This is a genomic window from Streptomyces sp. NBC_01275, assembly GCF_026340655.1.
GTDB lineage: Bacteria > Actinomycetota > Actinomycetes > Streptomycetales > Streptomycetaceae > Streptomyces.
In genome coordinates, this window is record NZ_JAPEOZ010000001.1 from 581,091 (window position 1) to 592,965 (window position 11,875).

An 11,875-nucleotide genomic window follows, 5' to 3' on the forward strand; every position below is an offset into this window, starting at 1 on the left:
GGCCGCCCTCCCATACGAGGCAGACGGTCCGGATGCTCAGGGCGAGTCCTCGGTCCCGACAGTCCCACGGTCCCCCTCGCCCGCGCAGGTGTCTCGCCGAAGGTGGCCGACACCCAGCGGTCCCGGTCCGCAGTACCCGCTGTGACCTGCGGTGACGCCGTTCCAGGGGTGACTGTCAGTGGCGGGGTGCAGACTGGCCGGTGTCTGGGACGAAGAGGTCACGGAGGTGTTCGACATGACTGAGGTGCTGCTGGCCGTGGGCACGCGCAAAGGACTGTTCCTGGGGCGCAGGCGCGACGGCACATGGGAGTTCGACGAATCGCCCTATTTCAACGCACAGGCGATCTACTCGGTCGCCCTCGACACCCGCGGTGACCGGCCGCGGCTGCTGGCCGGCGGGGACAGCGCGCACTGGGGGCCGTCGGTGTTCCACTCCGACGACCTCGGCCGCACCTGGACCGAACCGGCCGCGCCGGCCGTCAAGTTCCCGCAGGACACCGAGGCCTCGCTGGAGCGGGTGTGGCAGCTGCACCCGGCGGCGGCCGAGCCGGACGTGGTGTACGCGGGCACGGAACCGGCCGCGCTGTATCGCTCCGAGGACCGCGGGGAGAGCTTCGAGCTGGTCCGCCCCCTGTGGGAGCACCCCACACGGTCCCGGTGGGTGCCGGGCGGCGGCGGAGAGGGCCTGCACACGGTCCTCACCGACGAGCGCGACCCCCGGGCGGTGACGGTGGCGGTCTCGACGGCCGGCGTGTTCCGCACGACGGACGGCGGCGCGAGCTGGGCGCCCTCCAACTCCGGGGTCTCCGCGGTGTTCCTGCCGGATCCCGACCCGGAGTTCGGCCAGTGCGTGCACAAGGTCGCGCGGGACGCCGTGAACCCGGACCGTCTCTACCTCCAGAACCACTGGGGGGTCTACCGCAGCGACGACGCGGGCGGGCACTGGACGAACATCGGCGCGGGCCTGCCCTCCACCTTCGGCTTCGCCGTCGCCGCGCACCCGACCCGCGGGGACACGGCGTACGTGTTCCCGATCAACGCGGACATGGACCGGGTCCCCGCCGAGCACCGGTGCCGGGTCTTCCGCACCCAGGACGCGGGCAGGAGCTGGGAGCCGCTCACGGCGGGCCTGCCGCAGGAGGACCACTACGGCACCGTGCTGCGCGACGCGCTGTGCACGGACGACACCGATCCGGCGGGCGTGTACTTCGGCAATCGCAACGGCGAGGTGTTCGCCTCGGCCGACCACGGCGACAGCTGGCGGCAGTTGGCGTCGCATCTGCCGGACGTGCTGTGCGTGCGCGCCGCGGTGGTCGCATGAACCGGACCGGAAGCGGGGGGCGACCGCCGGGCCTTGGCCACTGGTTGATCACCGACACATGTACGGCAGTAGGGTGACGCCCGTGGCACCACGACCCTTGCATGAAATCGTCGAGCCGGGCTGGGCGAAGGCCCTCGAACCCGTCGCCGGACGCATCGCCGAGATGGGCGACTTCCTGCGCGCGGAGATCGCCGCGGGACGCACCTACCTCCCTGCCGGACAGAACGTCCTACGGGCCTTCCAGCAGCCCTTCGACGACGTCCGCGTCCTGATCGTCGGACAGGACCCGTACCCGACGCCGGGGCACGCGGTGGGACTGTCGTTCTCGGTCGCGCCGGACGTCCGCCCGCTGCCCGGCAGCCTGATCAACATCTACCGCGAGCTGACCACGGACCTGGGCCTGCCCCAGCCGTCGAACGGCGACCTGACGCCGTGGACGCAGCAGGGCGTGCTGCTCCTCAACAGGGCGCTGACCACCGCTCCTCGCAAGCCCGCCGCACACCGCGGCAAGGGCTGGGAGGAGGTCACCGAGCAGGCGATACGGGCGCTGGCGGCGCGCGGCAAGCCCCTGGTGTCCATCCTGTGGGGCCGCGACGCCCGCAATCTGCGTCCGCTGCTGGGCGATCTGCCCTCGGTGGAGTCCGCGCATCCCTCCCCCATGTCGGCGGACCGCGGCTTCTTCGGCTCACGGCCGTTCAGCAGGGCCAACGACCTGCTGATCCGGCAGGGCGGTCAACCGGTGGACTGGCGCCTGCCGTGACCCCCGATTCGCCGGTCCCGGCAACGGGTTAGGCACGGGGCTGGGCAGAGGCATGGGCGCGGGCACAGGCGCAGGCACGGGGACCGGCACCGGCATCCTCGCCGTGGACTCGGGCGGCTCCGGGCTGCGGGTCGCCGTGGGCACCGTAGAGCGGGGCGCGGTCGCCGAACGGTCGTCCCGGGAGCCGGTGCGCACCGGTGCGCGAGGCATCGACCCCGGGCACCTGATGGCCCGACTCACCCCCATGGTGCGGGGGTTGACGTCCGAGACCGGGGTCGCCCGGTTCGCGGCGGCCGTGGTCGGCGCGGCGGGGTTCGCCACTCTGGGCGACGCCCTGCGCGCCGAACTCCCGGACGCCCTGGCGCGCGAGTTCGGCGTTCCCACGATCGCACTCGCCGCCGACGCCGTCATCGCCTACGTCGGCGCGCTGGGCCCACGGCCGGGAGCCGTGGTCGCCGCGGGCACCGGCCTGATCGCGATCGGCACGGACCTGACGGCCTGGCGCCGGGCGGACGGCTGGGGTCATCTGCTGGGCGACTGCGGCGGCGGCGCCTGGATCGGGCGGGCGGGCCTGGAGGCCGCGCTGCGCGCGCACGACGGACGACCCGGCGGCTCCGCCCGGCTGCTGGCCTGTGCCCAGGAGCAGTTCGGCCCGATGCCCGGTCTGCCCGGCCTGCTCTACCCGCGCGACGACCGTGCGGCCGTCCTGGCCTCCTTCGCACCCCGGGTGGCCGCATGCGCGCCGAACGACCCGGTGGCTTCGGACATCCTGCGCGCGGCGGCCCGGCACCTGGCCGAGTCGGCGGCCGCCGTCTGCCCGGCCGACGGAGAACCCCTCTACGCCGTCACCGGGGGCCTGTTGAAGCTGGGCGACCCCCTCCTCGTACCCCTGGCCCAGGAGCTGGCCGGGCGGCTGCCGCGGGGGCGGCGGGTGGCCGCCGAGGGGGATCCGCTGCACGGGGCGGTGCGGCTGGCCGCCGGTCTGGCGGCGGGCGCGCCCGCCCTGCCGGCCGACGAGGCGATGCTGTATGTCGCGCGCGTCGCGCGTCGCGCGTAGGGCGCGCGGAGAGAAGAGGACGGGCGAGAGAGACGGGGCGGCAGAGTGGGTGAGCAGGGTGGACGAGCGGGGTGGGTGAGTCGTACACCGTTACCCAAAAGGGGGATTGCTCCCTTCGAGGGCAAGTCGCCCGGAAAACACGCTGATCACTTCTGATCCGTACGTAACTCATCAGACAAAACAGGACGGATACCGCTCACGTGCACCCTCCCCGAACAAGGGAGCCCAGGAAGCCAGTAACATGCGTCGCCATGAGCTCCCCCACTGGGCCCGCGTCCGGCCTGCCAGTACGAATGCCGCGACCTCGCCAGCCCGGGCGGCACCGCCGACCCGAGCCGCTGGCGGCTCCCGAGGGCGCGCCCGCGCTCGTCCTCGCGGTGCCGGGCACGCCGAGCGCCGCCACCCGCGGCCTCGCCGAGGAGATCGTGAGCATCGCCCGCTCCGAGCTCCCCGGCCTCGACGCGCGCATCGGGTACCTCGACGGGGACGACACCGCCTTCCCCACCCTGCAGTCCGTGCTCGCGCACGCCGCCGACGAGCGCACCGCCCGTTACGAGCAGGCCCGCGCCGCCGGACTGGACGTCAAGGAGCCCGACGGGCCGGTCGCCGTCGTCGTGCCGCTGCTGGCCGGTCCGGACGGGGCGCTGCTGCGCCAGGTCCGCCAGGCCGTCATGGAGAGCCGGATCGCGGCCGACCTGACCGATGTGCTCGGCCCGCACCCGCTGCTCGCCGAGGGACTGCACGTGCGCCTGTCCGAGGCGGGTCTGGCCCGCGCGGACCGCGCCCGGCTGTTCACCGTGGCGACGGCCGCGGACGGCATCATCCTGGCCTCCGTGGGCGGCGAGGAGGCCGTGCAGGCGGCCGGCATCACCGGCATGCTGCTCGCCGCGCGTCTCGCCGTGCCGGTGATGGCCGCGGCCCTCGACCAGGAGGGTTCCATCTCCTCCGTCGCCGAGCAGCTGCGCTCCTCCGGCTCTCAGCAGCTGGCGCTCGCGCCGTACCTCATCGGCCCGGAGATCGACGCCACGCTGATCGCGGAGGCGGCCAGGGAGGCGGGCTGCGCCGCCGCCGAGGCGCTCGGCCCGTACCCGGCCATCGGCAAGCTGGCGCTGGCCAAGTACACGACCGCCCTCGGCATCGCCCCACCGCAGCCGCAGGGCGCGCCGGTCCGCTGAACCGGCCGGACGCCGTACGACACGACGAAGGGCCCCGCTCCGGCCGAGGAGGGGGCCCTTCGTCGTGCCCGGGGCGGGGCGGGCGGACCGGGCGGGGTCAGCCGAGGACCACGCAGGACGCGGCGGGGACGGGGATCGAGCCGGCGCGCCGGGGCAGGCCCGTGGCCGGGTCGAGGGCGAACCAGGTGACGTCGCCGGAGCGCTCGTTGGCGACGTACAGGAAAGCTCCGGACTCGGAGAGGGCGACGGCCCGCGGCCAGTGCCCGGCGCAGGGCACGGTGCCGACCAGGCGCAGCGCCTCCCCGTCGCCCTCCACGGCGAACACGGACAGTACGTCCTCGCCGCGGGTGGCGGTCCACACGAACCGGCCGTCGGGCGCGACGACGATGCCCGAGGGGTAGGCGTCGGCGGCCGGTGCGCCGGGCAGCACGGCGGTCTCGGCCAGCGGCTTCAGCGAGCCCTCCAGAGCGTCCCAGTGGCAGACGGAGACGGTCGGCGTGAGTTCGTTCACGACGTACGCGTACGAGCCGCCCGGGTGGAAGGCCAGGTGACGCGGTCCGGAGCCGGGGCGCAGGGCGTTCTCCCGGTGCACGACCGGGCTGCCCTCGCGCAGGGCGCACACCCGCACCGAGTCCGTCCCGAGGTCCACGCTGACCGCCCAGCGCCCGCTGGGGTCGGGCTGCACCTGGTGGGCGTGGGGCGCCTGCTGGCGGCGGGTGTGCGGGCCGGAGCCGGTGTGCCGGAGGACGCCGGAAGCGGCCCGGGCCAGCGTGCCGTCAGGGCGGACCGGGACGGCGGTGACGCTGCCGGAGCCGTAGTTGGCGGTCAGGACGTGTCCGTCGAACACGCTGAGGTGCGTGGGCCCGCTGCCGTCGACCGGCACGGGCGCGCCGACCGGCTCCGGTACGTCCCCTGCCACCCGGTACGCGGCCACCGCGCCGTCGGCCGTCTCACTGACCGCGTAGAGCGTGTCCCTGGCGGCCGAGAGGGCCAGGTAGGAGGGGTCGGCGAGGCCGTTCACACTGCCCAAGACAGTGAGTCCGCCGCTGCCCGGGTCCACGGCGGCCGCCACGATCCCGGGCCCTCCCGCCGCCGTGAACGAACCGATGAACGCCCGCCGCCGTCCTCCGCCGAGGTCTGCCACCGCTGTCCCCTCTCGGTCGCTGCTGTCCGGGGTGACGGTAGCAGTCGATCACTAACGGTCTAGACCATAGTGACGGACCGGTCGGACCCGTTCCGGAGGGGGTCCGATGGGGATCGAGCTGGGATTCAGCGGGGATTCGACAGGGTTTCGGCGGGGCGGGCGGGGCCGTGGAGCGGTTCGTGAGCGGCTCGGGCCGGGCGCGCCGCACGACGGGGCGCACCGCACGAGGATCCGCCGCGGGAGGGCTGCTCAGGCGGTGGTCGGGACTCGGTCGGATCCGCGCAGGGGGACGGCGAGGTCGAGCAGGGCCTGTTCGAGGGCGTGCAGGTGGGCCAGGACCGGCGGGGTGTGCGCGGTCTGCGGCGCGGCGGCGGCTTCGGCGCCGGGGCGGCGGCCGCCGTTCGGGGCGGCGGTGAGGGCCTCGACGGCGGACTCCACGCGCGCGCAGGCCGCGGCGAGCCGGGCGTCGTGCGAGGCCTCGGGGTGCGCGGCGACGGAGGCCAGCCCGCGCACCTCACGCGCACAGTCGTCGAGCAGGGCGAGCACCTGCCGGGCCCGGCTCTTGCGTGCCCGCAGCGGGCTGAACGGATGCACCAGCGGCGCCAACGACAGCCGGACCCGGGAGAGGATCTGCTCCAGCTCGGCCACCCGCCGGGCCGGGTCCGCCGTAGGGGAACCGGCGAGTCTGGCGGCGGCCTCGGCGGTGCAGGCGTGCACGCAGCGCAGCGCCCGCTCCACCCAAGCGTCGGTCACGGCGTGCGTGGTCACGGGCAGCACCAGCAGCACCGCGAGCACGGCGCCCAGCGCGCCCACGGCCGTCTCGGTCACCCGCAGCGCGAGCAGCGCCGGGTCGAGCAGGCCGAGCAGTCCGTACAGCATGCTGGCCATGACCGTGACGGCCAGCATCATCCAGGTGTACGAGACGGCTGCGGTGTAGAAGATCCCGAAGACGCTCACCGCGACGAGCACCGCCGTCGCCACCGGCGCCCCGTGCACAGGCACGGCCACGACCAGGCCAAGCACGATCCCGATGACGGTCCCGAGAAACCGCCGGAAGCCGCGTACGAGCGTCTCGCCGCGCGAGGTGGTGTTCACGAACACCCACCACGTGGCGCCCACGGCCCAGTACCAGCGCTGGTCGGAGAGCGCCTGTCCGGCGGCGAGGGCGAATCCGGCCCCGACGGTCGCCTGCACCGCCTGCCGCGTCGTGATGCGCGCCAGCCCCGAACCGCCGGTCGGCGCGGCCACGGCCGCCGGCGCGGGCAGTCGCCGTTCGTAGCGCCACAGCCCGAACCGCACCAGCGACGACGCCGCCAGCGACAGCAGCACCGCCGCGGACAGCTCCGGCAGCTGGTCGGGGACGGTGTGCAGGAACTGCGCGGCGAAGAAGGTCATGAAGGCGAACACCCCGAGCGCGTGTCCTCGCGGCCCCCACCGCCGCGCGTACACCCCGGCCCCCACGACGGCGAGGAACGTCAGGTCGCGGGCGAGGGGCACGTCGTGCAGCACGGCCGCGAGCGCGAGCACCGGCAGCCCGACGGCCGGCAGGAGCGCGGTCGTCAGGACCTGCCCGCGCACGGTCGCGTCGGCCACCGTGAACAGGGCGAGCAGCGCGGCCAGACCGCCGGTGACGGCCGCCGTCAGCGAGTGTCCGGCCAGCCCGCACAGCGCCACGGCGAGCCCGATCCCCAGCACCGCCCGGGAGGCGAACCGCAGTCGCACCCGCCCCGGATCCGGCGCCGCGAACACCCTCTTCAGCACCTTGCCCCGCCCCTTCCCCACCCATGAGAAAGGCGCCGCGGAGTCCGCAGCGCCATCGATGCCACCATCTCAGCATCCGGAGGGCTGTTGGATCAACAGAGCCCGAAAGCACTGGTCCAATGGCTCAGCCGGGAAGCCCTGCCGCCTGCCACCAGAGGACCAACGGACCACTGGGCCATGGGTACAGTCAAAGAAGTTCAAAAGAAGGTCGCAGGAGAACGACGACGAGGAGGCCGGGGACCATGGCCGTCGACGAGCTCGACACCCGCATCCTGCGGCTGCTGCTCGACCAGCCGCGCACGAGCGTGCGGGAGTACGCCCGGATCCTCGGCGTCGCCCGCGGCACCCTGCAGGCCCGCCTGGACCGGCTGGAGCGGGACGGCGTGATCACCGGCACGGCCCCCACCCTCTCCCCCGCCGCGCTCGGCCACCCGGTCCTCGCGTTCGTGCACGTCGAGGTCACCCAGGGCCACCTCGACGACGTGGGCGACGCGCTGGCCGCCGTACCGGAGATCGTCGAGGCCTTCTCGATCACCGGTGGCGGCGATCTCCTCACCCGGGTCGTGGCACGTGACAACGCGCATCTGGAGGACGTGATCCAGAAGCTGATCAGCATGCCGGGAGTGGTCCGCACCCGCACCGAGGTCGCCCTGCGCGAGCGGGTGCCGCACCGGCTGCTGCCGCTGGTGGAGTCGATCGGGCGGACGGCCGCGCAGTAGCGCGCGGCAACGCCTTTCCAGGCTTTCGACGACTCTTCTACGCTTTCGACGACGCCTTCGACGACTCTTTCGACGACTCTTTCGACGACTCTCTACGACCGGCGGCGAGGCTTGCCGCCGCCGGTTCCGCGCCGGCCGCCGCCCTTCGCACCGCCGGCGCCCTTCGCACCGCCGGCGCGGCCGCGTGTGCCGTTGCCGCCCGTCGACTTGGCGCCGCCCGTCGTCCGGCCCGCCGCGGGCTTGCGGCGCTCGGGCGCGCGCTCCGCCGGCGTCTGCGGGGCGCGGCCGCGGCTGCTGTTGGGCGTGCGGCCGCGGACGATGCCGATGAAGTCCTCGACGAGGTCGGTGGTCGCGTCCTCGGGCCAGGACAGGGCGACGGCCGACTGGGGGGCGTCGACGACCGTGCGGTAGGTGAGGTCGCGCCGGTGGTGGAGGCGGGCCAGCGACTGGGGCACGAGCAGCACGCCCACGCCCGCGGCGACCAGCTCGATCGCGTCGGCGGTCGTCGCCGGGCGCTCGAAGGCGGGCTGCCCGGGCGGCTGGTCCCAGTCGAGGACGTCGTCGAGGGGGTGGAAGACCACCTCTTCGGCGAGGTCGTCCAGGGTCACCTCCTCGGCGGCCGTCATCAGGTGGTCCCTGGGGACCACGACGACGGTCGTCTCGGTGTAGAGGGGGATCGCGCTGAACACCGTACGGTCGACCGGGAGGCGGACGAAGGCCGCGTCCGCGGTGCCGTCGCGCAAGAGGTCGGAGGCCTCGGCGGCGGTCGTCTGGTCGAGGGTGAGGGGGACGTCGGGCAGGCGCTCGTGCCAGATCCGCACCCACTTGGCGGGCGTCACTCCGGGGACGTACGCGAGCCGGAACGAGGGGGAATCGGCCGAGTCGGTCATCCCGCCAGGCTACCGGCTGTGGTCGGAGGTCTCGTCCGCGGCGGATAGTCTGGACGGTATGAAGTCGCAGCAGACCGCCCAGACGATGAAGCCCGCCACCGCGGCGAAGAAGCTGGGTGTGTACCTCCCCGCCACGCCCGCCGAGTTCCAGGAGGGCGTCGTCTCGCGTGCCGAGCTGACCGAGCTCCAGACGAACCCGCCCGAGTGGCTGCGGACGCTGCGCGAGAGCGGCCCGCACCCCCGTCCGGTGGTCGCGTCGAAGCTGGGCGTGTCCATCGCGGGCCTGGCCCGCGGCGGTGTGACGGACGCGCTGACCACCGAGCAGATCGAGGCGCTCAAGGACGCCAGGCCGGAGTGGCTGGAGAAGGAGCGCGCCACCCAGGCCGAGGTCCGCAAGGAGACGGTCCGCATCAAGAAGCGCAACGCAGAGCGGGCCGAGGACACCGAGTCCTGACCGCGGTCGGCTTCTGATCCCGTGGTCGGCCGCTCCTGACCCCCGGTCGCCCTGCTTCTGAAACGGGTTGCCGGTCAGGTGCGCGGTACGGCGATGCTCAGGGCGTTGGCGCAGACGACGGCCGCGATGGCCGACCAGTCGACGAGGCCGAGGCCCTGGCCGAGCCCGAGCCAGCCGACCAGCGCGGCCAGCACCGGGTTGACGCTCATGAACAGGCCGAAGGCGGCCGGGGGCACGCGCCGCAGGGTGAACAGGTCGGCGAGGTAGGGCACGGCGGAGGACAGGACGCCGGCCACGACGGCGTAGCCGAGGGCCTCGGCGGTCGGCGGCTCGCGCAGCACGAGGACGACGCCGACCGGCAGGAACGCCAGCGCCGACACGGCCGCGGCCGCCGCGGACCCCTGCGCACCGGGCAGCCGCCGGCCCACCGTGCGGTTGAGCAGGATGTACGACGCCCAGCACACGGCGGCCAGCAGGCCCAGGCCCATCCCCACGTAGTCGGTCGAGGGCCGGGGACGCATCAGGGCGACCGCGCCCGCCGCGGCGATCACCGCGCAGCAGGCGTCGACCCGGCGGCGCGCGGCGGCCAGCGCGATGGCCAACGGCCCGAAGAACTCCAGGGTCACCGCGAGCCCGAGGCCGATGCGGTCGATGGCCGTGTACAGGGACAGGTTCATCGTCCCGAACACCAGGGCCAGCACCAGGACCGGTCCCCACTCGCGCCGGGTGAAGGAGCGCAGGCGGGGGCGGCCGACGGCCAGCAGGACCGCCGCGGCCACGTACTGCCGTACCGCCACGACGCCCACGGGGCCGAGCACGGGAAACGCGAGGGAACCGATTGCGGCGCCGGTCTGGTTGGACAGACCGCTGCCGACCATGGTGGCCACGCCGGCGAGGCTCTGACGCTTTCCGTGAGGCTGCGAGGCGGCGGGGACCGCGGCCTCCCAGACGGCGGTCGGCGGTGTGGATGCGGTGGGCATACGTGGATCGTCCTCCCGCCCCGACGTTGCGCAAAATGCATGAAGCAGCACACCTATACGCTGTGGTCATGGATGGTCGGGCGGATGTGGGGCTGCGGCAGCTGCGGTGTCTCGTGGCGATCCTCGACGAAGGCGGATTCACCGACGCGGCAGCCGTGCTCGGCGTCTCCCAGGCAGCTGTCTCCCGCACCCTCGCCTCACTCGAACGCGCCCTGGGCGTAAGGCTGTTGAGACGGACCTCCCGGGTGGTGACCCCGACCGCGACCGGGCTGCGGGTGGCGGCGCACGCCAGGCGGGTGCTCGGCGAGGTGGAGACCCTGGTGCAGGAGGCCGCCTCGGGCCACACCCGGCTGCGGATCGGCTACGCCTGGTCGGCCCTCGGTCGGCACACCCTCGCCTTCCAGCGCCAGTGGGCGGCGCAGCGCCCGGAGACGGAGCTTCAGCTGGTGCGGGTGAACTCCGCGAGCGCCGGGCTGGCCGAGGGCGCCTGCGACCTGTCGGTGGTGCGCCGGCCGCCCGGGGACCGGCGGTTCGACTCGGCGATCGTGGGGCTGGAGCGGCGGCTGTGCGCCCTGGCCGCCGACGATCCCCTGGCCCGGCGCCGCTCCGTGCGCCTCGCCGACCTCGGCGGGCGGAGGCTCCTCATCGACCGCCGTACCGGCACCACCACCCCCGACCTGTGGCCGGCCGACGCGCGCCCCGCCACGGAGGAGACCCATGACGTCGACGACTGGCTGACGGTGATCGCGACCGGCCGCAGCGTCGGGGTGACCGCCGAGGCGACCGCCAACCAGTACCCGCGCCCCGGGGTCGTCTACCGGCCGGTGCGCGACGCGGAGCCCGTCGCCGTGCGCCTCATGTGGTGGCGCGACGATCCGCATCCCGCGACACAGGCCGTGGTGGAGCTGCTCACCGCGCTGTACCGCATGCCGTGAGCCAGGAACGTTGAACCGCGACCGCGAAGCGTCGGGAGTTCGCCTGGAAGCCGTCGGTTTGGCTACGATCGGAGGAGGTTCACCGACGTGGGTGTTTCGAGGTTGCTGGGGGTTGGGATGGTTGCTGGTCGTGTGGTGCGCTTCGACAGCCAGCGGGGTTACGGGTTCATCGCGCCCGACGACGGCGGGGAGGATGTCTTCCTGCACGTCAACGACATGCTGATGCCCGAGTCGCAGGTGCGCCGGGGCATCGTGGTGGAGTTCGAGATCGAGGACGGTGAGCGCGGCCCGAAGGCGTCCGGGGTGCGGCTCGCGCGAGGCGAGGACGGCAAGCCGCTCACCGCCGACGACGACGTCCTGTGCGATGTGCTCAGCACGGAGGAGTTCACCCGGGACGTCACGGAGGCGCTGCTGACGGCGGCGCCCTCGCTCACCGGCGAACAGATCGTCCAGGTCCGCGCCGGGCTGGCGCAGTTCGCGAAGAACCACGGCTGGGTCGAGGGCTGACCTCACCGGCCGAAAGCGGTGGCGGTGGGGGAGTGTCACTCCCCCACCGCCACCGCTTTCGGCTGCGCAGGGTCCTTGACCTGCTGCTTCACCTCGCCGAACGCCGAATCGCCGTGCTCGCCGACCCCGTTGTCAGTGCCCTGTCCTACAGTTCCCGTCACTTGATCACTGC

Annotated in this window: 13 protein-coding genes; 8 read left to right on the forward strand and 5 right to left on the reverse strand. The window is 73.8% G+C overall.

Features of this window, described 5'->3' with window-relative positions; translation table 11 throughout:
* The first annotated feature begins 235 nt into the window (after positions 1 to 235).
* From OG562_RS02565 to OG562_RS02580, 4 genes are all read left to right on the forward strand, one after another.
* Positions 236 to 1,321: an exo-alpha-sialidase gene (locus tag OG562_RS02565; protein WP_266393123.1), complete on the forward strand. Its 1,086-nt coding sequence runs from the start codon at positions 236 to 238 to the stop codon at positions 1,319 to 1,321.
* Between the two features lie 82 nt (positions 1,322 to 1,403).
* The gene (locus OG562_RS02570) at positions 1,404 to 2,081 is read left to right on the forward strand and encodes a uracil-DNA glycosylase (RefSeq protein ID WP_266393124.1); all 678 of its coding nucleotides are present in this window, start codon (positions 1,404 to 1,406) and stop codon (positions 2,079 to 2,081) included.
* Positions 2,082 to 2,133: 52 nt separating this feature from the next.
* Positions 2,134 to 3,138 carry an N-acetylglucosamine kinase gene (locus OG562_RS02575; RefSeq protein WP_266393125.1) on the forward strand — a complete coding sequence of 335 codons (1,005 nt, stop codon included), beginning with the start codon at positions 2,134 to 2,136 and terminating at the stop codon, positions 3,136 to 3,138.
* Positions 3,139 to 3,389: 251 nt separating this feature from the next.
* Positions 3,390 to 4,313 (forward strand): sirohydrochlorin chelatase, encoded by a 924-nt coding sequence (locus tag OG562_RS02580; RefSeq protein WP_266393126.1) that lies wholly within the window; start codon positions 3,390 to 3,392, stop codon positions 4,311 to 4,313.
* A gap of 97 nt (positions 4,314 to 4,410) precedes the next feature.
* On the opposite strand, the gene OG562_RS02585 is transcribed toward OG562_RS02580, so the two are convergent.
* Together OG562_RS02585 and OG562_RS02590 are read right to left on the reverse strand one after the other, a co-directional pair.
* Positions 4,411 to 5,457, reverse strand: a complete 1,047-nt coding sequence (locus tag OG562_RS02585) for a lactonase family protein (protein WP_266393127.1) — start codon at positions 5,455 to 5,457, stop codon at positions 4,411 to 4,413.
* 249 nt (positions 5,458 to 5,706) lie between these two features.
* A complete protein-coding gene (locus OG562_RS02590; RefSeq protein WP_266393128.1) occupies positions 5,707 to 7,218 on the reverse strand; it encodes an FUSC family protein in 1,512 nt (503 codons plus the stop codon).
* Between the two features lie 242 nt (positions 7,219 to 7,460).
* Here OG562_RS02590 and OG562_RS02595 point away from each other — a divergent pair, with 242 nt between their 5' ends.
* Positions 7,461 to 7,937, forward strand: a complete 477-nt coding sequence (locus OG562_RS02595; protein WP_266393130.1) for an Lrp/AsnC family transcriptional regulator — start codon at positions 7,461 to 7,463, stop codon at positions 7,935 to 7,937.
* 92 nt (positions 7,938 to 8,029) lie between these two features.
* Here the strand turns inward: OG562_RS02595 and OG562_RS02600 are convergent, their stop codons facing one another.
* The gene (locus OG562_RS02600; protein ID WP_266393132.1) at positions 8,030 to 8,827 is read right to left on the reverse strand and encodes a LysR family substrate-binding domain-containing protein; all 798 of its coding nucleotides are present in this window, start codon (positions 8,825 to 8,827) and stop codon (positions 8,030 to 8,032) included.
* Positions 8,828 to 8,885: 58 nt separating this feature from the next.
* Here OG562_RS02600 and OG562_RS02605 point away from each other — a divergent pair, with 58 nt between their 5' ends.
* Positions 8,886 to 9,281, forward strand: a complete 396-nt coding sequence (locus tag OG562_RS02605; protein ID WP_266393135.1) for a DUF5997 family protein — start codon at positions 8,886 to 8,888, stop codon at positions 9,279 to 9,281.
* A 74-nt stretch (positions 9,282 to 9,355) separates the two neighbouring features.
* Here the strand turns inward: OG562_RS02605 and OG562_RS02610 are convergent, their stop codons facing one another.
* A complete protein-coding gene (locus OG562_RS02610) occupies positions 9,356 to 10,261 on the reverse strand; it encodes a DMT family transporter (protein WP_266393137.1) in 906 nt (301 codons plus the stop codon).
* A 68-nt stretch (positions 10,262 to 10,329) separates the two neighbouring features.
* On the opposite strand from OG562_RS02610, the gene OG562_RS02615 reads away from it, so the two are divergent.
* Positions 10,330 to 11,196, forward strand: a complete 867-nt coding sequence (locus OG562_RS02615) for a LysR family transcriptional regulator (RefSeq protein ID WP_266393139.1) — start codon at positions 10,330 to 10,332, stop codon at positions 11,194 to 11,196.
* 117 nt (positions 11,197 to 11,313) lie between these two features.
* Positions 11,314 to 11,703 (forward strand): cold-shock protein, encoded by a 390-nt coding sequence (locus tag OG562_RS02620; RefSeq protein WP_266393141.1) that lies wholly within the window; start codon positions 11,314 to 11,316, stop codon positions 11,701 to 11,703.
* Positions 11,704 to 11,738: 35 nt separating this feature from the next.
* On the opposite strand, the gene OG562_RS02625 is transcribed toward OG562_RS02620, so the two are convergent.
* On the reverse strand, positions 11,739 to 11,864 hold the full coding sequence (locus OG562_RS02625; RefSeq protein WP_266393143.1) for a hypothetical protein: 126 nt from the start codon (positions 11,862 to 11,864) through the stop codon (positions 11,739 to 11,741).
* Between the last annotated feature and the right edge of the window lie 11 nt (positions 11,865 to 11,875).

Coding starts and splice junctions, on each gene's coding strand:
- OG562_RS02620 (WP_266393141.1), top strand. CDS start 11,314: ATGGTTGCTGGTCGTGTGGTGCGCTTCGACAGCCAGCGGGGTTACGGG.
- OG562_RS02575 (WP_266393125.1), top strand. CDS start 2,134: ATGGGCGCGGGCACAGGCGCAGGCACGGGGACCGGCACCGGCATCCTC.
- OG562_RS02600 (WP_266393132.1), bottom strand. CDS start 8,827: ATGACCGACTCGGCCGATTCCCCCTCGTTCCGGCTCGCGTACGTCCCC.
- OG562_RS02610 (WP_266393137.1), bottom strand. CDS start 10,261: ATGCCCACCGCATCCACACCGCCGACCGCCGTCTGGGAGGCCGCGGTC.
- OG562_RS02580 (WP_266393126.1), top strand. CDS start 3,390: ATGAGCTCCCCCACTGGGCCCGCGTCCGGCCTGCCAGTACGAATGCCG.
- OG562_RS02565 (WP_266393123.1), top strand. CDS start 236: ATGACTGAGGTGCTGCTGGCCGTGGGCACGCGCAAAGGACTGTTCCTG.
- OG562_RS02615 (WP_266393139.1), top strand. CDS start 10,330: ATGGATGGTCGGGCGGATGTGGGGCTGCGGCAGCTGCGGTGTCTCGTG.
- OG562_RS02605 (WP_266393135.1), top strand. CDS start 8,886: ATGAAGTCGCAGCAGACCGCCCAGACGATGAAGCCCGCCACCGCGGCG.
- OG562_RS02595 (WP_266393130.1), top strand. CDS start 7,461: ATGGCCGTCGACGAGCTCGACACCCGCATCCTGCGGCTGCTGCTCGAC.